General features: G+C 35.1%; 20 protein-coding genes. 8 read left to right on the top strand and 12 right to left on the bottom strand.

What is annotated here, in order from left to right; translation table 11 throughout:
• Positions 1 to 5: 5 nt before the first annotated feature.
• On the bottom strand, positions 6 to 1,169 hold the full coding sequence (locus C7P63_RS01925) for a CAP domain-containing protein (protein WP_125942473.1): 1,164 nt from the start codon (positions 1,167 to 1,169) through the stop codon (positions 6 to 8).
• 148 nt (positions 1,170 to 1,317) lie between these two features.
• Here C7P63_RS01925 and C7P63_RS01920 point away from each other — a divergent pair, with 148 nt between their 5' ends.
• Together C7P63_RS01920 and C7P63_RS01915 are read left to right on the top strand one after the other, a co-directional pair.
• Positions 1,318 to 2,319, top strand: a complete 1,002-nt coding sequence (locus C7P63_RS01920) for an aldo/keto reductase (protein WP_125942472.1) — start codon at positions 1,318 to 1,320, stop codon at positions 2,317 to 2,319.
• A gap of 104 nt (positions 2,320 to 2,423) precedes the next feature.
• Positions 2,424 to 2,831 carry a YxeA family protein gene (locus C7P63_RS01915; RefSeq protein ID WP_125942471.1) on the top strand — a complete coding sequence of 136 codons (408 nt, stop codon included), beginning with the start codon at positions 2,424 to 2,426 and terminating at the stop codon, positions 2,829 to 2,831.
• A gap of 87 nt (positions 2,832 to 2,918) precedes the next feature.
• Here C7P63_RS01915 and C7P63_RS01910 read toward each other — a convergent pair whose 3' ends face one another.
• Positions 2,919 to 3,233, bottom strand: a complete 315-nt coding sequence (locus C7P63_RS01910; protein ID WP_125942470.1) for a hypothetical protein — start codon at positions 3,231 to 3,233, stop codon at positions 2,919 to 2,921.
• A 99-nt stretch (positions 3,234 to 3,332) separates the two neighbouring features.
• A complete protein-coding gene (locus C7P63_RS01905; protein ID WP_165863747.1) occupies positions 3,333 to 4,871 on the bottom strand; it encodes a helix-turn-helix domain-containing protein in 1,539 nt (512 codons plus the stop codon).
• 215 nt (positions 4,872 to 5,086) lie between these two features.
• Between C7P63_RS01905 and C7P63_RS01900 the strand changes: the two genes are divergently transcribed.
• On the top strand, positions 5,087 to 6,151 hold the full coding sequence (locus C7P63_RS01900; RefSeq protein WP_243640781.1) for a M24 family metallopeptidase: 1,065 nt from the start codon (positions 5,087 to 5,089) through the stop codon (positions 6,149 to 6,151).
• A 36-nt stretch (positions 6,152 to 6,187) separates the two neighbouring features.
• On the opposite strand, the gene C7P63_RS01895 is transcribed toward C7P63_RS01900, so the two are convergent.
• Positions 6,188 to 7,738, bottom strand: coding sequence for a helix-turn-helix domain-containing protein (locus C7P63_RS01895; protein WP_125942467.1), 1,551 nt, complete (start codon positions 7,736 to 7,738; stop codon positions 6,188 to 6,190).
• A 228-nt stretch (positions 7,739 to 7,966) separates the two neighbouring features.
• Between C7P63_RS01895 and C7P63_RS01890 the strand changes: the two genes are divergently transcribed.
• Together C7P63_RS01890 and C7P63_RS01885 are read left to right on the top strand one after the other, a co-directional pair.
• A complete protein-coding gene (locus C7P63_RS01890) occupies positions 7,967 to 8,350 on the top strand; it encodes a hypothetical protein (RefSeq protein ID WP_243640780.1) in 384 nt (127 codons plus the stop codon).
• A gap of 88 nt (positions 8,351 to 8,438) precedes the next feature.
• Positions 8,439 to 8,690 (top strand): GlsB/YeaQ/YmgE family stress response membrane protein, encoded by a 252-nt coding sequence (locus C7P63_RS01885; RefSeq protein WP_125942466.1) that lies wholly within the window; start codon positions 8,439 to 8,441, stop codon positions 8,688 to 8,690.
• A 268-nt stretch (positions 8,691 to 8,958) separates the two neighbouring features.
• On the opposite strand, the gene C7P63_RS01880 is transcribed toward C7P63_RS01885, so the two are convergent.
• Complete coding sequence (locus C7P63_RS01880) at positions 8,959 to 9,969, bottom strand: outer membrane protein assembly factor BamD (RefSeq protein WP_125942465.1); 1,011 nt, start codon at positions 9,967 to 9,969, stop codon at positions 8,959 to 8,961.
• Between the two features lie 193 nt (positions 9,970 to 10,162).
• Here C7P63_RS01880 and C7P63_RS01875 point away from each other — a divergent pair, with 193 nt between their 5' ends.
• Positions 10,163 to 10,624, top strand: coding sequence for an Hsp20/alpha crystallin family protein (locus tag C7P63_RS01875; RefSeq protein ID WP_125942464.1), 462 nt, complete (start codon positions 10,163 to 10,165; stop codon positions 10,622 to 10,624).
• 74 nt (positions 10,625 to 10,698) lie between these two features.
• On the opposite strand, the gene C7P63_RS01870 is transcribed toward C7P63_RS01875, so the two are convergent.
• From C7P63_RS01870 to C7P63_RS01860, 4 genes are all read right to left on the bottom strand, one after another.
• Complete coding sequence (locus C7P63_RS01870) at positions 10,699 to 11,934, bottom strand: FAD-dependent oxidoreductase (RefSeq protein WP_243640797.1); 1,236 nt, start codon at positions 11,932 to 11,934, stop codon at positions 10,699 to 10,701.
• The gene (locus C7P63_RS10345) at positions 11,926 to 12,051 is read right to left on the bottom strand and encodes an NADH peroxidase (protein ID WP_165863745.1); all 126 of its coding nucleotides are present in this window, start codon (positions 12,049 to 12,051) and stop codon (positions 11,926 to 11,928) included. Before C7P63_RS10345 ends, C7P63_RS01870 begins: the two co-directional genes overlap by 9 nt.
• Positions 12,052 to 12,249: 198 nt before the next feature.
• Entirely contained in the window at positions 12,250 to 12,897 is a 648-nt protein-coding gene (gene pgmB, locus C7P63_RS01865) for a beta-phosphoglucomutase (RefSeq protein ID WP_125942462.1), read from the bottom strand.
• 10 nt (positions 12,898 to 12,907) lie between these two features.
• Positions 12,908 to 15,580: a glycoside hydrolase family 65 protein gene (locus tag C7P63_RS01860; protein ID WP_125942461.1), complete on the bottom strand. Its 2,673-nt coding sequence runs from the start codon at positions 15,578 to 15,580 to the stop codon at positions 12,908 to 12,910.
• A 328-nt stretch (positions 15,581 to 15,908) separates the two neighbouring features.
• Between C7P63_RS01860 and treP the strand changes: the two genes are divergently transcribed.
• Both treP and treR read left to right on the top strand, forming a co-directional pair.
• The gene (gene treP, locus C7P63_RS01855) at positions 15,909 to 17,345 is read left to right on the top strand and encodes a PTS system trehalose-specific EIIBC component (RefSeq protein WP_125942460.1); all 1,437 of its coding nucleotides are present in this window, start codon (positions 15,909 to 15,911) and stop codon (positions 17,343 to 17,345) included.
• 125 nt (positions 17,346 to 17,470) lie between these two features.
• Positions 17,471 to 18,187 carry a trehalose operon repressor gene (treR, locus tag C7P63_RS01850; protein WP_125942459.1) on the top strand — a complete coding sequence of 239 codons (717 nt, stop codon included), beginning with the start codon at positions 17,471 to 17,473 and terminating at the stop codon, positions 18,185 to 18,187.
• Positions 18,188 to 18,277: 90 nt separating this feature from the next.
• Here the strand turns inward: treR and C7P63_RS01845 are convergent, their stop codons facing one another.
• From C7P63_RS01845 to C7P63_RS01835, 3 genes are read right to left on the bottom strand one after another with little or no spacing between them, the layout of a single operon-like run.
• Positions 18,278 to 19,696: a lipopolysaccharide biosynthesis protein gene (locus C7P63_RS01845; protein WP_125942458.1), complete on the bottom strand. Its 1,419-nt coding sequence runs from the start codon at positions 19,694 to 19,696 to the stop codon at positions 18,278 to 18,280.
• A 14-nt stretch (positions 19,697 to 19,710) separates the two neighbouring features.
• The gene (locus C7P63_RS01840; RefSeq protein ID WP_125942457.1) at positions 19,711 to 20,598 is read right to left on the bottom strand and encodes a glycosyltransferase; all 888 of its coding nucleotides are present in this window, start codon (positions 20,596 to 20,598) and stop codon (positions 19,711 to 19,713) included.
• Between the two features lie 30 nt (positions 20,599 to 20,628).
• A complete protein-coding gene (locus C7P63_RS01835) occupies positions 20,629 to 21,663 on the bottom strand; it encodes a hypothetical protein (RefSeq protein ID WP_125942456.1) in 1,035 nt (344 codons plus the stop codon).
• Positions 21,664 to 21,671 lie beyond the last annotated feature (8 nt).

The raw sequence follows: 21,671 nt of genomic DNA, 5'->3' as shown, positions 1-21,671 counted from the left end.
TGCACTTATTCATCCGTTGAGATAGATGAAAACCATTGAACTCCGTAAAGCACTTGTCTTTGATTGTAAAAGCCAGCTGTCACATAACAAGAAAAAGCCTTATAATCACTGGCTAACATATTATCACGGTGACTAGGACTAGCCTGCCAAACTGAAAAAAACTTTTCAGCAATCTGCTGGTCTGTCATATTGGGTTCGTAGTGAATAATAGCGAGATTTTCTCCTAAAATTTCTTCCCCTTGCAGCTGATTAAAAGCTGTTTGAAAGCCTAATCCGTTAGGTCTTGTATGACTATAAAAAGACGCAATTTCTTGACTCCGTAGGTTAGCTCCTTCTTCTAGTGATGGACGAAAAGCCACAGGAGACTCTTCTGCTTGTTCCCGGTAATCATTCACTAATGCTAACAAATCTTGTTGGATTTGACTTATTTGAAACAAGTGAGGTAAAACTGTCACATAGGTTTTAGCTAGCACCTCTTGATAGGAAAATAAAAGAGGATAAGTTCCTGGTACTTGAGGGATCACTTGACTAGCATCTATTTGAAGCAAGTCAACACTTAACGGTGCCCCTTGCTCATCTGTGCCACTAACAAAAGCTGCTTGAGGGTCAAAGGTTTCTCCTTCTTCTAAGGTCACTGGGGCTAATTCAATCACTGGAAGGTGTGTTGGTTTTTCAACTGGTTCTAATTGTAAACGTAATGCTTCCATTCTTAACCCTTTACCAGTCGTTCCTGCTAGCTGTCCTGCTTGCTTCACTGGCATCCAGCCTATATTTTGAACGTGAGCTTGGTAAGTCAACTGGTAATCTTCAGCTAACTGGCCAGTGGTGTCTATGCGAATACCTTCAATTCGCAAATTTTTCCCTACTGTACCAGCTAATTGACCTGCTTGAACGGGAGACATCCACCCAATGTTGGCCACATGAACTTGGTAGGTCAACTCTTCTTTTCGACTAGCATCTGGTACTTGGATGATTACTCCTTCTAACTGTCTACCTAGCCCAGTGGTTCCTATTTGGATTGGTTCCGTTTGGACTGGCGGCATCCAGCCTATATTTTGGACATGGGCTTGTGCTTTTAATCCGGCTAATTCTTCTCCCGACGCTTGGGTAGGACATAAACTGCCTAATCCTATTAACACAAACAACCACCCTATTTTTCTTCCATACATCTTTTCTTAACTCCTCATTTCTTTGCTTCTTAGATGATTCTCTTTTATTATAGACTAACTAACAATAAAAGAAACACTTGTTTTGGTTTTATTTATTATCATTTTACCCACCTTTAGAGTACAATTTAGAAAAAGGGAGGTTCACTCAATGTATCAAGCAAATGAAAAACGATATGAACAAATGATTTATAACCGAGTCGGAGATAGTGGCTTAAAATTACCTGCTATTTCTCTTGGCTTATGGCACAACTTTGGCAGTGTCGATGTTTGGGACAATCAACGTCAGATTGTCCAAGAAGCTTTTAATTCAGGGATTACTCATTTTGATTTAGCTAATAATTACGGCCCAACTCCTGGTAGTGCTGAAGAAAACTTTGGTCGAATACTAGCCACAGACTTAAAACCTTACCGAGATGAGCTGATTATCTCATCAAAAGCTGGCTATTTAATGTGGCCTGGCCCTTACGGCGAATGGGGCTCACGAAAATCCATTATCGCTAGTTGTGATCAAAGTCTTACTCGTTTAGGACTGGATTATGTGGATATTTTTTATAGTCACAGACCAGACCCAGATACACCCCTATTAGAAACAGCCTTAGCTCTTGATTCTCTTGTGAAAGCTGGAAAAGCCTTATATATTGGTATTTCTAATTATAACGCTACCCAGACTCAAGCCATTTTACCTATTTTTAAAGAGTTAAAAACACCCTTTATTATTCACCAACCAAACTATAATTTGTTTGACCGGTGGATTGAAGATGGTTTAACAGATGTGTTAGCTAAAGAGAAAAAAGGGGCCATTGTCTACAGTCCTTTAGCTCAAGGCTTGTTAACTAATCGGTATTTAACAGGCATTCCAGCTGACTCAAGAGCCGCTCGCTCTGATACAGATTCTCTAAAACCTGAACAAGTGAAAGAAAAACTGGCTACCATTCAGCAACTTAATCAACTAGCGGAAACACGGGGACAATCTTTAGCTCAAATGTCAATTGCTTGGCTATTACGGGAAAAAGTTGTGGCCAGTGTGTTAATTGGGGCTAGCCGAGTTAGTCAGCTACAAGATAATTTAAAAGCCTTAGATTATTTAGACTTTACCCCAGAAGAATTACAACAAATTGACACTATTTTAGCCCAGTCTAAAAATCACTAATTGATTAAAAATCAGACTTTCGACTGAGTTTTTCTCAAACTTAGGCCTCTGTTATTTTATTTTAGACTCTTTTATACTAAAGAAGAAATAAAAGGAGGCCCCTCATGAAAAAGATGTTCATCCGAATTATAGGCATTTGTTTAACGTTTATAGCTGTATTATTTATCACCCCTATTTTTACTAAAAATAATCTTAGCACTCAAGCCATGGTCATTGATTTAATCAATCCTGCTGTAAAAAAAGAAGAGGTTTACTTACTAACAACTGACCACTATCATCACACGCAAAAAAATTCTGTGGATCAGACTAAAGATTATGTTTATCACGATACTTCTTATACGCCTTCTGGAAAGGAAAGGACTTTATCCTATACATCTTTTGGCAAAAAATTAACCCCTTACAGATACTTAAAACTAACAACCAAGGGGCAATGTGTCAGAAAATGGGAGGAAGTTTCCTTAGAAGAAGTGCCTAAAGACGCCTTAAATAAACTAGGGATTGTCACGCACTAGCTCATTAATCCAATCAAACTCAATTAAAAAGCTTGCTATCTTTTAGATAGCAAGCTTTTCTTTGGTCTCTCTTACTTAAAAGAAAGGTTATTTATTTGGGATTAAACCATTACATTCTAGTACATACTCAGTTACTTGATTATCCTTTTTTGCTTCTTTCAGTCCAGCAATGGTATAAGGATCTAAATGCATCACTGCTACCAATTCCTTTTCTTCGTTGTAACCTGTCACTGCTTCTCCATCTTCTGAACCAGCCCATTCTCGTTTTACTTCTTGACAAAATTCGTTGAAAACAGCACTAATTTCAGAAAACGCCCACTCCCGTTCTTCTTTGTACTGAGTAGCCTCTGCTTTAGGCACCCAATAGGCATCTACTTGAACCATATCATTTTGACAGCTCATTTTATCACCTCTTTATTTAGATGATTCATTATAACATGTTAGCTGTAAGTTCGTATACCATAGATTAATCATAACGTTAGTCTTTTTTTATTTTTCTGATTAGTGAATGTTCATCCGTTTATAAAAAGAATGTTTATATAAAAAGTCTGATAGAAAAGCAAAGACTCGCTCCCACTGACTAGCATCATATGGGTTATCCAAATAAACTTGCGGACACATCCCTTGCTCTTGTTCGTAAGTGTCTGAAATAATCAAATCCGCTTTGGAAAGATCATCTGTAAATTGCAGCAAGTCACTATGGAAAAAGTCTTTGATATTTTTACGGATAATTTCTCCCATATAAACATTTTCAGTAATTTGGAGTAACACATGGATCGTGTTAAATGGGTGATTTAAATCATGACAAATCGTTAAAATATAAGCTAAATGTTGAAAAGCAGACTCACTCCAATTGTGGGTATTAATGTCTAGTCGCTTCGCTTGTTCTTTTGCAAATGACAGCATTTTTTCATTCACCTGTGTTTGCTGCTGTTCACTGTAAGCTAAATTCATAAATTGAATGCTATATTCACAGTATTTTGAAGTATCAATGGCAAAATATTTCATGTAAATCGCAAAAATTAAGACTAAATAATAAGAAGTAATATACCCTTCTGGCTGAAATTGGAAAGAAAATTCTTCGGCTAATTTAGCCAACATACGTTCCACATCTCTAGCAATACTTAAATGACTGTCTTCATAGGCTTTAACAATCTCAGCTCGTCTTGTTTCGTTGTCACTATCAAAAACTAAAGAAGATACCGCATAACAAAAGAAAGCCTGTTCTTTATCTAATGTTTCTTTATCATACTCCCCTTGAAACTGATCAAACAAGGTCACCGCTGGATGACTAAAAAATTGAATGTCTTGATAAAAATCATCGCTCATCTCAAGGGTACGATGCTGTCTTTTTAATTTATACAAGGTGATAGCTTGCATGATTTTCAGCTTAGTTTTTTGAGATAAGGTTAGCTCCCTTGTTCCCTGATTAGAATAACTGGCAACTAAATCGGTGGTGTCTAGTAAATCTGAATAACTAGGATGCTCAAAAGGTAGGGGAATAACTGATCCATAAATAAACCAATGAACATAGTAAAAGAAAAATCTTAAACCAATCTCACTTCCTCTAAAATTACTCCGACCATTTTTAATGTAAAGTTCTGCCCCAAATGGTTCAAGCAGTTGATTAAACAACCGCAACTGTTTATAAATGGTTTGCGGACTTAGATTGATTTGCTCCGCTAACTCCTCTACTGAATCATATATATGGTGGAGCAACGCTTCAAATACTATAAAAAAGGTTTGCTCTTTCATATAATGATACCGTAATATTTTAATAAAATAGCTATGAATCTGAGGTTCGGTACTTTCGATAAAGTAGGCACTTAGATGATCATTAAACACTAGCTGAATTTCCCCTTGAAATACTTGGTTTAACTCCTCATCTAATTCAGCTAGGTAGCGATTTAACGTTGTAGTAGATAAGTCATATTTGGTTTGAATTTGGCTAAACGTGACGCCAAACTTTGCTTGAAAGATAATCTCTTTACAAATAGCTAGTTTGATTTGTTCCTTACGGTTAATGAAAAGATGCTCCATGACATAATCTCCTAACATTAGTAATTACCTTTATCTTACCAAATATTTTCACGAGATACATCATAAAATAACTTAAAATTTAAAAATGATAAAGATGTCTTATCTGTTATAATTTTTGTATACTATAGATAGTGTTAAATTAAACATAAGGATGAGATTTAATCACTTTTCTCCTCTTTTCACCCTTACTGTTAAAGAAAGCGTGGGACATGTTCATGGAAAACAAATTAAGAGCTTTAATGAAAAAAAATCAACTAGATGCTTATTTTATTGCCAAGAAAGTCAATGTTCGCTACATTACTAGCTACAAAGGAGATGATGCCTTTGTTTTTATCACTCAAACTAACCAATATATCATCACCGACCCTCGTTATACTGAACAAGTAGCGATTGAAGCCCCTGATTATACCGTCATTAATTGGCGACAAGCAGGAAAAACCCTAGGAGATGCCTTATCTCAATTAGCCAAAGATAATCAGGTCACCACTATTGGTTTTGAAGCCGATCAGTTAACTTATCAAACTTATCAAGATTTAAAAGATAAAGTGGAGGCAGACTTCATTCCAGCTCCTGGTATCATTGAAAAAATGCGCCGGATTAAAACGCCTGAAGAACAAGAAAAACTAAAAAGAGCCTGCGACATTTCCTGCCGAGCTTTTGAACGGATTTTAGGCGATATTCGTGTCGGGATTACCGAAAAAGAACTAGCTGCACGACTAGCTTTATATATGGTAGAAGAAGGAGCGGATACTCAGCCATACGGCAACATTCTCATCTCTGGCGCAAAAACCTCTCTACTCCACGGGATTCCTTCTGAAAAAGCGATTGAATACGGGGATTTTGTCCTAATGGATTTTGGCTGTCAATATGACGGTTATCTGTCTGACATGACTAGAACCGTGGTAGTAGGTCAACCAACTGACAAACAACTAGAAGTCTACGAGTTAGAAAAACAAATGTTAGAGCGCTCTCTTGAGTATATTAAGCCAGGAGTTAAAACGAAAGAAGTTTACCACCAATCATTAAAACCTATTGAAAACACAGAGTACCTCCCTTACCACTACGGTAATATTGGGCATTGTATTGGTTTGTTTATTCACGAACAACCAATGATGAGTGACGCTTATGAGGATGTTTTTGAGCCAGGCATGGTCACCACTATTGAACCTGGTCTTTATATTCCTGGTTGGGGCGGTGTTCGAATTGAAGATCAAGTAATTGTAACGGAACAGGGCTATGAGAATCTCATTTGGATTCCCCATGATTTAATTCAGCTTTAATAAATAGTCATCACTAAAAAAGCGTGAGAAAACTAGTTATTCACTAGTTCTCTCACGCTTTTCTTCATGAAATTTTCTAAAGAAGGAATAATGATATAAGTATTCCGACACAAAATAAAACATTTTTTTCGACTGTTCCCCATCATAGATATCGTCTAAATAAAAGTGATACTGAGTAGAAGCATTAGGTTCGTAAACATCTGAAATAACTAAATCTGCCTGAGCAGGATCTGAAACAAACACAAGTAACTTATCATTAAAATAATTCGCCAAATTAGCTTTAATCATTTCTCCTAAATAATTATTTTCCGTAAACTGCACTAAAATAGTCACTGGGTCGACTGCTTTATTAATCGTATAAATCGTGTAAAACAAATGAGATAGACGCTGAATTAACACTTCTGTCCAAACAAACTCTTTTTGGGGACAGATTTGCTTAATCGAATAGCTCACAAAACGCTCAATCGCTAATTGAGATTTTAACGAACCAAAATCTTTTACATCAAAAGGACGACTCATGTTGCCCTCTGCTCCATAAGCATCAATATGAACATGTTTTACATATAACAAATAAATCAACAGTAAATAGTAAGAAGTATAATAACCTTCTTCTGTATAATTAAATTGAAAAACATCTACAAATTCTTCTAGTAATTTTTCCACTTGCCTAGCTATTTCTAACTCAGATTGTCGGTACCGCTCTACCACCTGTTTTTTCCAATCAAAAGGGGTAATATCGTAAATTAACCCTTGAGTAGCAAAACAAAAAAAGCATTTCTCCATTTCTAACTCTTTTTCTGTGTAAATATGACTAACTGAATCAAAGATAGAGATATTGGGATTTTTTAAAAAAACAATATCTTGATAAAACTCATCTTCTAAACAAATATTTTTATGCCGATAAATGACTTTATATAATGTAACGGTTTGTAAAATCCGTAATTTGACTATTTGTGAGCTCGAAAGAGCCGAACCCTTTCCTAAACAGACTTCTTTTAAATGGGTGATATCTGACAGGTCTTGAAATTGCTCTTGATTGAACGGTAAAGGACGATTGGTTTGATAAAGTCTCCAATACACATAGTAAAAAAAATACCGAATGCCTAACTCGCTGCCCTTAAAATTTGAACCATTCACACTTAAATCAACTGAAATATTAAAAGGCGCTGCTAATTCATTTAACAAACGCACTTGTTTATAGATGTTAGAACTACTAAGATTTAAATCCCTAGCCAATTCCTCAACAGAGTGATAGACATCTTGGATAAGAGCTTGGAGAACTACAAAGAAACTATTGTGTTTCATATAATGAAAACTAAGGGTTTCAACAATATATCCATCACTATAATGAATATCTTTTAAGATGAGGTAACTACCTGAAGTGGTGGATAAGATTAAACGCACATTATCGAAAGTAACTTGTAAATCTTGTTGGATTTCTCTTAGATATCTATCTAAAGTACTTTGAGATAAATCATAGTCCTTTTTTAACGTTTGGACAAACATGCCTTCTTGACCACTAAACAAAATATCTTTAAACATATCTAATTTAGTTTTATCTTTTTTACTCATCACTAACTGCTTCATTTACCCACAACCTTTGCTTACAATAACGTTCATTTTATCAATAATTTTTAATAATGACAATGTTTATTTTATTAATCTTAAAAAAACACTTATGGATATAGGTGTTATAGATTAATATTTGCATAATTTCTTTAAATTTTGTGCGAAAATAATATATATCTACTATAATTATCCTACAAACAGATTAGAATACAACCGTGAAGTTTATTTTATAAAGGAGTTTTATTAATGAAAGAGTTTATTTCACCTATTGAAAGAAAAAAATGTCACAGTATCATTCATACTGCTGCAGTTTCTGCTGGTGCTATTGGTGCTGGTATGGCTCAGCTCCCTGTCCCAGATTCTGTGGCGCTTGTTCCCATTCAAACCACTATGATTGTGGCTTTGGCTAAAGTATTTGACAAAAAAATGGACCGAGGGGCAGCTAAAGCATTAGCCACTCAGTACCTAGCTCAAGAAGCCGGTCAATTTATTTCTCGTTTCTTTATTGGTAAAATCCCCGTTGCTGGGAATATTATCAATAGTACCACTGCTGCTAGTATTACAGAAGCATACGGTTGGCTAATGGCGAAAGAATTTGCTGAGGATAAATATAAACACTTAACAGACTAACCACACTACCTCCTAAATGCATTTTAGTTCCGTTTCATTAAAGAATACTTTATAATAGAGTTATTATATAGAACGGAGGCGAACACCTATGTTTCATATTATTTGGGTATTAATTGTAGGTGGGGTAATTGGCTTAATTGCTGGATCCCTTACCAAAAAAAATGTCCCAGCTGGTTGGTGGGGTAATGTCGCCGCAGGTTTAATCGGCTCATTATTAGGAGAAAAACTTTTCCCTAATTGGGGTCCACAAGTCGCTGGTATGTCCATTGTTCCATCTATTCTTGGAGCTGTGATTTTAGTTATCATTGCCTCATGGTTTTTACAATCCATGAACAAATAAAAAAAAAGACATCTAAGGAAATCCTTAGATGTCTTTTTTATAAAACCTCACCGTACTTCTGTGCATATTTTCTTGTTTCATTTATCTAGCAAGTGCTTTCTTACGATTAATAAACAGCTTGAAGCTCCAGTTGAAAAAAGAAATCCCCATACGCAACAAGTTATGACGATTTAGTACTTAACGAATGAATTAAACTAACTTGAAACCAAGTCTTCTACTTCTTCATCATTATACTCTGAATTTACTTGTTATGCAAAGTATTTAGTTATCAGTACCAAGTAATGTCTCCAGTATATACATTTACCTTGCCAATTGGCTCTTTTAACACTTGATTAGTTCCAGCTTTTTTCACATAAATCTCTTGTAATCCTTCTAGGCTATCATCTAGCTGAAGGGAGTAAGCAAATTCGTAAGAAGCATTCCTTTCCTTAACTTTTTCAGCAACTAACCCTGTCCAATTGGCTAAAGGTTGTTTCAGTGTGTCACTTTCTGAAGGATGAGGGGTGTCTTTGACTTCTGGATACATTTTTTCCATCTCCGCAAAAAAGTATCCCATATCTCCGTAGCCACCTTGACTGGCAATGGTTTCTTGGGCACGGTCTACCCCTAATTTAATCTCGGCTTCACTAATCTGATCTACTACCGCTTGAGGAAATCCTGCATATAAGACTAACTGCTCTTTGAAAAAACCATAGTCAATCTCTTCTGGTTCAACTTCCATTAAAGGCGTGCTTGAAGAAGGGCTGGCTTCCTGTGTAGGTTTAGACGTAGCGCTAGAAGCAGTTTCTGCCTCTAACTTTTTCTCTTCTGGTTGATCTAAATCTAGCTCTGACTCATTTCCAGCTGTTTGTTTCCCTTGTTCTTTTTCTAACGCCGTGATGTCTTTTTTTAGCCGCTGATTAGCTGCTTTCACTTCTTTATTAAGGGAGTCCTCTTTCATAAGACTCCGCCATAATTTTTGAGCTTGATTAAGCTCTTTATTTTCCACTGCTTCTTTTATATAAACCAGTTGTTCCACTTGTGTATACAAACGAGTAATAGAGACATTATTTGGATGAGTCTCCTCCATTTTTTCCAGTGCTACTAAAGCTACCTGATAATCATCTTGTTTAATGTGTTTAAACACTTCCTGAAATAATTTTTCAAGATCCGTTTTTTTCGGTTGACTGTTTTTTATTTCTTCTGAAAAATCTTGCTTAGAAGAAAGCTTGCTACAACTAGTTAATACAATCAAACTAGCCAAACAAACTAGAAGAGTTAGTCTCCTCTTTTTATTCATATAATCTCCTCCATTGTGTGCTATCTCATTAACAGTTCTCCATTATAGCACAGTTACATGTCAAGAAGATAACGAGTTGATGACATTTTTTCTAGCCAAAAGGGCTTATTCTTTCTTTTTTCATTTATTATACCTATAATGAATTTGTAAGTAATCATGGCTTACACCTATAGATAGAAAGAAGGAATGAACAATGAAAAACGAAATGATGAAAGATAGTAACGGTGTCCCTATGTTTGATGCATTTTCAACTGATCCTTTTTTTGATTCAATCGGGCGAGATTTCTTCCGTTCTGTGATGGCGAATAACCCTACTCTTCAACATTTTTCTCATTTCATGAGTACTGATATTCAAGAAAAAGACAATGGGTATGTGATGTATATTGACATGCCTGGTTTTAAAAAAGAAGACATTTCTTTGACTTATGTATCAGGTATTTTAACAGTTAGCGGTACACGTCATACCCATCAATCTAAGGAAACCAGTGAACATCGTTTCGTGCGGAATGAACGCTCAACTGGACATGCTAGTCGCTCTTATCATATTGGGCAAATTGATCCTAGCCAAATTGATGCGACTTATGAAGCAGGTATCTTAACCATTCAGTTACCTTATATGAAAGAAGCTATAAAAGGAAATATTCCGATTCATTAGATAAAAATATCCTCCATCAACCTTTAATGATGGAGGATATTTTTTTGTGTACATAAAACCTTGAAGATGTTTAACTAAGCCATCTTCTCTTGTTCCATAGCTTTAAGACCTGCTTCATTCATAATGTTTAGTAGGCGGTTAAAACTAGGTTGGAAGAAGAAGTCAGCATAAGCAATATCTTCAATAGTCATTTTAGCTTGAATTGCTAAAGACATGGCATGAATATTAGCTGTCACATCTTTTTTAGAAAGAATTTGAGCACCTAATACTCTTTTAGTTTCTTTATCGTAAACTAATTTAAACCAAACTTGTTCATTATCCACTGGCACAAAATCCATTTTGTCTAATGTGTTAACGGTGACAGACTCAATCGGAATCTGTAATTTATTAGCCATTTGGTCATTTAAACCAGTTGAAGCAAATTTATAATCAAATACTGCTAAAGCAGAAGAACCTTGAATTCCAGGGAATGGGTGTGTCGCTTCTACTAAGTTACGAGCAGCAATTCTTCCTTGTTTTCTAGCATTAGTAGCTAGAGCAATGTTCACCTCTGTATCACCAGGATTATAACGTAACATGGTAGCGTCTCCCACTGCAAAAATATCTGGCGCACTTGTCCGCATATACTCATCTGTTTTAATTAAGCCATTTGGATGTCGGTCTAAAATACCTTCTAACCAGCTAGTGTTAGGCCGCACTCCTGCAGACACAATCACCAAATCAGCTGGATGTTCCCCTTTATCTGTGACAACTTTTTCGACTGCTCCGTTCCCTACATATTCTGAAACGGTTTCACCAAGGGCTAACTTCACCCCATGTTGGTTAAGTTCTGTTGCTAAAATATCTGTAAATTCTTTATCTAAATAAACACCTAACGGGCGATCAATCAAATCGATAACAGTGACTTCTTTACCAGCTTTGGCAAATGACTCTGCTGCTTCAATCCCGATATAGCCACTTCCGACTACTACTACCTTTTGAATGCTAGGATCAACAGTAGCTTTCTTCAAGCGAATGGCCCAATCTCTCCCTCGCATTAAGTAAACATTATCCAAATCTTTACCAGGTACCGGTAATTCAAAAGGAACAGCTCCAGAGCTGACAATTAACTTGTCATAACTTTCTTGACGAGTTTTACCAGAAACAACTTCTCTCACTGTCACTTCATGTTTATCTGGGTGAATATCAGTGATTTCTTGTTCTAAGTAAACCTCAACCCCGCGATTTCTCATCGTTTCTTCGTCCATATAACGAATAGAATCAACATCTTTAATAATACCATCCAGGTACTGTTGAGTCGCTCAGGCCATAAATGAAAGGAAATTTCCCTTTTCATACCACTGAACCTGTGCCTCTGGATAGCTAACTAACAATTGTTCGACTGCTTCATAGCCACCATGAGATGAACCTATTACGATAACTTTCATGTAACCATCCTCCTTATATTTAATACCTTAATTATACGTAGAATCGAAATCTTCTGCAAAACATCTGTTTGTGAAATAAAAAAAAAGACATCTCTGTCTCTTTTTTTATGTGTTTGATGATAGCTCTGACAGTCTAGTAGAGGCACACAACAATAACTCATTACATACTAGGATATCAGTCTAATGTTTTTTACTTATTTAGTTAATAAGTTTAGAAAAATTAATCTCATCTAATTGTCTCACTAATAAATCCGCTCCTACTAGGGGTTGATTTTTAACAATCCCCACCGTATAAAAGCCAGCTTTTTTCAAACCATCTACACCTGCTTGAGCATCTTCAAACCCTACTGCTTCACAGGGTAATACTTGAATTGCTTTAGCCGCTTTGATAAAAATTTCAGGATCTGGTTTTCCCTTTTTTAATGTATCGGGATTAACAATATGAACAAAGTAGTCATCCACTCTTAATTTGTCTAAAATATAGGGTGCATTTTTAGAAGCAGAAGCAATTGCACAAGGAATATTAGCTTGACGTGCTTGTTCTAAAAAAGATAAAACTCCTGGTAACACATCCTGTTGTGTTACATTTGATAATAGTGCGACATATCTTTCATTTTTTTGAGTAGCTAAACATTCTTTTTCTGTAATCGAATACTCTTTATCTTTCCCACCAAAAGCTAAAATTTTTTCTAGCGAATCCATTCGACTAATTCCTTTGAGTTCCTCATTAAACACTTCATCAAGTGTAATATCAATAGAAGAAGCTAGCTCTTTCCAGGCTAAATAATGAAATTTTGCGGTATCTGCAATCACTCCGTCTAAATCAAAAACAAATCCTTTTTTCATCTTTTTCCTCCTAAATAATTATCTCTAATGTTTTTTCTTTTACTAATGAATAATGCTTTCCACATATACTGATCATACTATCCTCACTAGATTTGATTGTAAGTTCTTCTTGCGTCATAACTACACGGTAGTCAATATTTCGATGTGTAAAGTTAAACGCCAACTTTTTCCAATGTGTTGGTAAATCTGGTGTTATCTGAATTATGTCTTCTCTTAAATCTAAACCGCCAAACGTTGTTAGTGTCACATAAAGTGTCGCTGCCATCACTCCTGCATGAATGCCTTCTGCTGTCGTTCCTCCCTGAATGTCTTGATAATCAGAAAATAACGCTTCTTGATACAATTGCCAAGCTAACTCTTCATGTCCTACTTCTTGCGCTAGTTTTGCATGAACAATGCGTGATAATGTCGATCCGTGAGACGTTCTTTTTAAGTAATAAGTTAAATTTCGTTTTAGGTAATCATCAGGTAGATGATACCCTAAGTCATCTAAAATTAAATCGATTTGTGTTTGATTAAAATTATAAAAAAGCATTAAGGTATCGGCTTGTTTAGTCACTTGGTAATCATCTGCACTTTTTCCTTCTGCTCCTAAAATACGGTCCATCCGGTAAATATTTTGATATTTTTTTCGGTAATACTGCCAATCTATTTCTTTTAAACTCAAATAGCCATCATACTGTGCAATAATCCCATCTGAATTAATTGCTAAAGCTAATTTAGCTCGAATTTTTTTCATTTTTTCTAAATCTGCAACGGTAACTTGTGTCCTTTGATACAGTGAAGACAAGGTTTCTAACGAAACAGTTTTAGTTAAATTTTCTAATTCTTCAAATAACCACACAACCATCATATTGGTATAGGCATTGTCTTTTAATCCACCTTTTTCGCTATTAGGATAGGCCTCATGAAATTCATCTGGCCCCATTACACCTTCAATATGATAACGATTATCTTGGGAATCAAACCTAGTTACACTCAACCAAAATTTAGCAATTTCCAGTAATAATTCTAATCCGTACATTTCCATAAACGTTTGATCTTGAGTATTATGCCAGTAAAACCAAACATTGTAAGCAATCGCCAAAGAAACATGACGTTGTAAACGACTATGATCAGGTCCCCATTCTCCGCTTAAGGGATTTAAATGAATCTTTTGACTTTGTTCACTTCCATCTAAGCCAGATTGCCAAGGAAACATAGCACCTTTGTAGCCTGCTTCTTTTGCAGCAATTTTAGCTTGGTTCAATCGATTATACCGATACATTAATAATTGTTTGGCCGTTTTTGGATAGTGCATCACATAAAAAGGTAATATATAAATTTCATCCCAAAAAACATGCCCTCTATAAGCCTCACCGTGAAGTCCCCGTGCTGTAACCGATGCATCTAGATGAGGATTACTATAAGGAGAAGCAGATACCAGTAAGTGAAAAGTATGAAGACGGAGCATTTTTTGTGACATCATATCTCCCTCTATCTGAATATCACTTTGCTCCCACAGTTCCCCCCAAGCAGTAGCACTTTCTTTATAATTAGTTTGAAAATTCTGATAACTTTTCTCCTTAGCTAAAAAATCTCCTAAAGTTAAATGTTGCCCCGCTTGTCTTTTTTCAATAAAGACAGTCTTATCTAATTGATAGGTTTCCTGACAATTAGCAAAGAAACGAATACAGTGAGTTGTTTGCTTAGCTGTACGAGTATAAGTAACTTGACTATCTTTTAATGTTTTAGATAAATGAAGCGTACTAACTTGAGCAATTTGAATATCTGAAGTCTTTGTCTTAGCTAAAAGACAACTTCGTCTAGAATCTACATACGTATCGGTGACACTTAAATGATGAGACTGAAGACTTCGATATCGTTCGACATTGTAATTATAGACATCCCCTTCACTTATAGAGACAATCGTAAGGTGGGCAGAAAAATTTAAAGGGGTGACTTCATATTGCATACTATATTGTTGCCAGTGTTTCATATTAGCAATACGAGATGTTTTAATCTTAAGCAGTTTGCCTTTAGGTAAATAAGCAATCATTTCCGAAGTAAACAAACCTGTTTTTAAATCTAGATGCCGAGTTAAATTTTTCACATTATCTGAAGTGATTTTAAAATAATCTTCATCGTCTAACTTCACCGTTAAGCCTTGTAGATTAGGCGCATTGACAAAATCTTCATTAACTACTTCATGACCAGCTACTGTTGATTTAGCTTCATCATAAAGACTTGCTAAATAAGTCGCTGGATAGTGATTCTTTGATATCTCCATCTCAGGTGTGGTCCCTCTTAACCCCATAAAACCATTGCCAACGGTTAATAAAGATTCTACACAATATTCTGTTTTACCGGGTTGATAGCCTGTATAGGTTAATTGCCAAGTATACTCATCAGCTATTTGTTGAAATTGCTCAGACAAACTTAACTCTTTAGAAAGCATATCTGCCATAACTACTGGTATATTCAACTTTTCCATCCATTCTTGACAAAAAGCAGTTTGCTTTTCTTGCGACATCTCACTCGGATAGTTTTTTAGCATAATTCCCTCTATCGGTTCTTTTTTTAGTGCTATAAATAACTCTTCAAATGATGGATTATCATAAGTATTAACGCCGACACATGTTTCATTTTGATAGTGGTAGGTACTTAGATGTGCTCCTTTAAATTCCACACTTAACCATTTCATCTTAATTAACTCCTTTTCTCACGTTATAAATAATGAATTCATAAGTTTTCATATAAGACTACTAAACTGCTTCTTGGGAGAACTAGCTTGTATTAGATTATATGCTAACCATCCTTTTAAACTTGTATAGACATGTTTAACTTAATTTGCATTATACATAATTTTTTTAATTATTTCAAATAAATCTTAGTAGCATCCCAAAATAAAAAAGCTGAAATATATGAATTTTATTATTGATTTTTTTAAATCTTTAGTGTACGATAATTTTGCAAGCGATTTTACAACATGTACATACAAGATTAATCGTTGCTAGAAGGAGGAACAAAAAATGTCAGACTTTAAGCAAGACAGTCAAGATTTACTTAAGTATTTAGGTGGTAAAGAAAATATTTCTGCTGTATCTCATTGTGCAACTCGTATGCGATTTGTCTTAGTAGATTCAACAAAAGCTAACCAAGAAATGATTGAAAAAATCCCTGCAGTTAAAGGTATTTTTACTCAAGCAGGACAATTTCAAGTCATTATCGGCAATAAAGTCTCTGATTTTTATAATGCATTTATTGGAATTTCAGGAATTGAAGGCGTTTCAAAAGATCAAGCAAAGATAGCTGCGAAGCAGAATCAATCGTTTTTACAGCGATTAGTTGGAACATTAGCAGAAGTTTTTGCTCCTATTATTCCTGCAATTGTCGTGGGTGGGCTTTTACTAGGTTTTAGAAATATTTTAGAAGGAATTCAATTTAGTGCGTTAAACAATCAAACAATTGTTCAAGTTTCACAGTTTTGGAATGGTGTTAATAGCTTTTTATGGTTGATTTGTGAAGCGATTTTCCATTTCTTACCAGTGGGCATCACTTGGAGTATCGCTAAAAAAATGGGAACAACTCAAATTTTAGGTATTGTTTTAGGTATTACTCTTGTTTCTCCGCAATTATTAAATGCTTATGCCGTTGCCACAACTGCCGCAAAAGACATTCCTTTTTGGGATTTTGGTTTCTTTAAAATTGATATGATTGGCTACCAAGCACAAGTTATCCCCGCTATGTTAGCAGGATTTATGCTTTGTTACTTAGAAAAATTCTTTAGGAAAATCATTCCAGAATCTATCTCCATGATTTTTGTTCCACTGTTTTCATTAGTTCCAACTGTTTTAGCTGCCCATGTTATTCTAGGTCCAGTTGGTTGGAAGATTGGCTCTGCTGTCTCTACTTTTGTTTCTTTTGGTCTGGCAAGTAGTGTCAATTGGTTATTTGGGGCATTGTTCGGTTTCCTATATGCACCATTAGTCATTACAGGCCTGCATCACATGCTATTAGCACTTGACCTTCAAATGATAGCCGACTTTGGTGGTACTAATTTTTGGCCAATGGTTGCGTTATCAAATATTGCCCAAGGTTCAGCGGTATTAGCTATTATTTTCTTGCATCGTGGCAACAAAGAAGAAGAACAAGTTTCTGTTCCTGCTATGATTTCTTGTTACTTAGGTGTAACGGAACCTGCTATGTTTGGGATTAATCTAAAATATCTTTATTCATTTGTAGCAGCAATGATTGGCTCTGGCATCGCTGGTATGATTTCTACCCTCTTTGGTGTAACCGCAAACAGTGTAGGTGTAGGTGGTTTACCTGCTATTTTATCTATCAAACCACAATATTGGTTACAGTACGGGATTTGTATGTTGATTGCAATTGTTGTTCCATTTCTTTTAACTGTCATATTCCGAAAACAAAATATTTTAAACAAAATAGACCGAGTATCAAATTAACTACCCTATTCGAATAAAAAAAGACGATCTCATTGGTCGTCTTTTTTTATTCTCAAAGATTGTTGGATTTTCCATCTTAAAGATGCTATGATACGAAAGAATACAAAACAAGTTAGGTGAAATAAATGCATAAATATCGGGAAATATTTTTAGATTTAGAACAAAAAATTTTAGAAATGGAATATCCTCCTAATACTCTCCTTCCTAGTGAAAATCAACTAATGGAAATTTACAATACATCTAGAGAAACAGTCCGCAAAGCACTTAATTTACTTATTAATGCTGGATATATTCAAAAAAAACAAGGAAAAGGATCGATCGTATTAGATTTTCATCAGTTCAACTTCCCCATCTCTGGATTAACTAGTTTTAAAGAATTGCAAAAAATGCAACATATTCAAGCAAAAACCGCCGTAGTTAGTTTAGAAGTCGTTAAAGTGTCTAAAAAACTGAGCCAAGCAACTGGCTGGAAAGAAGATACTGAAGTATGGAAATTAATCAGACAAAGAAATATCAATGGTGAAACAATTATCTTAGATAAAGACTACTTAAGAAAAGATATCATTCCAGATTTATCTTTAGATATTTGTGAAAACTCTATCTATGACTATATTGAAAATGAACTTGAATTAGTCATTAGCTATGCTAACAAAGAAGTAACTGTTGAACATATTACTAAGGAAGATAAAGAACTTATGACTCTTCATCCAGAAGATACGCATGTAGTTGTTGTTCGGAGCGTCGTCTTCTTAGATGATACTACCTGTTTTGAATATACAGAATCCAGACACCGACTAGATAAATTTAAGTTTACAGATTTTGCAAGACGACGGAAATTCTAATTAAAATTACCTAAAAACAAATAGTTAGATATAAAAAAACTCTCTAACCTTTACCGGCTAGAGAGTTTTTTCATTAACTGTCTTTAAATACTACGCCTTCATAATTTGTTTAAAACTTTGGAAGGAGCCTTTTAATGTTTTAGCTTTGACTGCTAGATAAGCTAAGTAACTCACTAAGTAAATCACAATGCTTTCTTTCATTGGTAAGAAGTAACTAACAAACACAAAAATCACAGTGAGAATCGTTTCTAGAAAAATATCTTGCCAAATATTAAGGGACAATTCTTTTGATAAAGCCATCTCAGCTAAATTACAACGAATAGCTAACACAATGATGATGGCTAATACTGTCAAGAATAGATGATGCAGTTTCACTGCAAACAAATAAGTAAAGACTAAACTAAAGGCTAAACTTACCACATTGACCATTAAAATGGTTTTTTCTTTTCGCAGCGTTTTTAAATACGTGTTAATTAACAGAGACATTTTACTTTCATAAATAAACATAGGAAATAAAATCGCCATATAAACAAGGGCATCGGTATACTTAGGCAACCAAGCTCCTAAAATAACTCTAGCTGGATAATAAAACAGTAACATTCCGTACAAGCCAGCCATTAGTAGTTGTCTAACGGCATCGTAAAACTGCACCAATTTACTGTGTTCCGTTTTTCTAAGTAAAGGAAACAGCACAACCCCAATCGCATTAATAAACGTCAAAAATAAATTAGAAATAGTTAACGTTAAAGAGATTTTACCAAAAACCGTCACATTCCATTGCCGTTCAATCCCTAAACGAATGATCCCAACAATTAACATACTGGCCACATTGGCTAACATCAGCTTACTACCAATCCGAATATTATCAATAATCTCTGGATAGACGTCTTTTACTTTAGCAAATGGCGGTAAAATCAAGGACTGACAACTTTTTCCGCACATAATTAGCACAATCAGTCTAGCGATAATATCTAGTAAAATTAGAAACTGGACATTTCGTCCCCCTAAGATTAGGTAAGTCATAGCTAAGACAAAATAAAACATTCGGTCATAACGAGTAAATTTAGCATACTCTTGAATCCGACTAGTCGACTGTAAAATAAACAGTAAGAAAGTTCGGGCAATGGTAATTACCCCGCAAATAGCCGTGTAAATTAAGATGAGTTGTTTCATCTCGCCTTGAACAAAGAACAAGGCCCAAAGAGAAATCCCTATCCCAATCACAAGTTCTAATACGTTAAGTAACCAAAACTGAGTGCCTAAACTTCTTTGATCTAGCTCCTCATAATTTTCCCCACCAATTTTTAGGTAAATACCGTCAATCCACCCTAAGTGAAAAAAGCCTACATAAGAGGTGTAAAAAATATAAAGTTGCCAGTAAGCATATTCTTCTGTGCCTAAAAGTTTTGGGACAAACAAGGTGAGTAATACAGAAATAACTAACGTAATAGCATTAGAAGACAATGTATAGCTCATATTTTTTAGCAAACTTTTAAACTTACTATTCATGACGTGTCTCCTCTCTATTTTATCTTGTCTTGCAAGCGGTAAATGATTTGTTTCTCAAGTAAACTTAATGCCGCTAGCACGTGGAACACCCCTTGTTTAAAGGAAGAATTGTTTAAATAATCTCGGTGATAAATTTTCTTACTGGCTAAAAAATGCTTATACGTGTTAATTTTACTTATATTAGATTTAATCGTCGTGGAATGGTTATGAATATACGAACAATTGGTTAATAAATAATTGTGGTAGCCTTGATGTAGTAGTTTATGACTTAATATTCGCTCTTCGCAAAATAAAAAAGTCTGCTCATCGAAGAAATCCACTTGTTTAAAAGAAGTCGCTGGAATCATGAAAAAAGAACCTGGTAAAACATCCACTGGAACATACTCTGTCCCAACTAAGTCTTGATTGTCATAATTTAAATAGTTAGGATGACGACGAGCAAGTCCCGCAAACATGGAAATAACGTCTGACTTAAAAGTAGGTAATTTCCAGCCAGTATTTTTCAAATGAAAGGCCTCATCTGGTCCTAACATAATTGGCGCAACCACTCCGACCTGTTCTGTTTGACTTTTTTCTGTGACAAAATCAGTCATGGTTTGAATGGCGTCATTAGTCACAATCACATCTGGATTAGAGATGATATAGTAGTCTGGTTTAATATGTGTTTCGGCATACTTCACGCCAAAATTATTGCCACTAGCATAGCCCTGATTAGTCGGTGATAAAATCACATGAATCCGGTCACTGGCTAATTTAGATAATTCTTGAAAGGACTCATTTTTAGATGCATTGTCCACAATCACAATAGCCTCTAAACTAGGATAATCCTTTACTTCTTCTACAAAGCGTTTTGTTTCTTCATAGTTATTATAATTTAATACAATTAACGCATTTTTACTCATAATTTCTCCAATTCCCTATACTAGTACTAGTTATTTCATGTACAAGAAGCAAACATGATGACCAGCACTTGTTAATAATTGATACTGTTGTTTAATCCAGTCTATTGGCGTATGATCTTCCACTACGACTAACATTGTAAAAGAAGAATAACCTGCCACCTCTTTATTGACTTGCGGTAATAGTTGGCTATGCTCTTGGTTATTTATCACCCAGTTATCGATATCTGAATGAGAAGGATTAGCTACCACATTTAACCGTTGATGACTAGCTGCCAGTTGCACATCTAAAATAGGAGTGACTCCTTCTTTATCTCCTGGTAACACTTGATAAAGTTGGATAGGTTCAGCGAATAAAGTTGTCATAAATGTTGCAGAATGAATTTTTTTATCTTTAATATCCACTACAAGGGCCACACAACCACCTAAAATTAAGCCTAATAGAGCGCCGACTAAAATTGTTTTACTCACATTAGTTTGCACAACCACTGTATTTTGATTTTGCGGATTAATCGGATTAGACATACTATACAAATCTGAATAAACTGGCAAATCTTTTGTCACTTCAATTGGAGAGTTAATGATAGATACATCTGTATTAGCTAAAAAATCTGCCTCTTTATTTTTTAACATCTCAATGTAAGCTGGAACGATTTGTTTAATGACAGCTTCATTGTCTCCTTTAATACGGATAAACAGCACTTCTCCTGTTGATCCCCGAGTAAATACGCTAATATTATTTTTTAAATCCATTCCCTCTGTTTTAATCCCAGCCTTATTTAAGTGATTATATACAGACTGTCCTGTTAAAATACTTTTAACAGTGGTCGTATTAATCATCGGTGTGCCACTAATTTTATTAACTAATATGATAGAAAAATCACTACCATAGTACTCAACTTTTTCTGTGCTTGTTGGCTGTTGGGATATCTCTTCTTGTTTTTTATCCTCCATTGATTTATTAATCAAGGTAAACCCTACTGTAAACAATAACATCGTAATTAAAATAACTTTAAACCGACGCTGAACAAATCTAAATAAAGAATTTCTCTTTAATTTAATTAACATACTCTCTC

The sequence above is a fragment of the Vagococcus humatus genome, from assembly GCF_003950325.1.
Taxonomy (GTDB): Bacteria; Bacillota; Bacilli; order Lactobacillales; family Vagococcaceae; genus Vagococcus_C; species Vagococcus_C humatus.
This window is presented reverse-complemented; position numbering and strand designations above follow the sequence as displayed.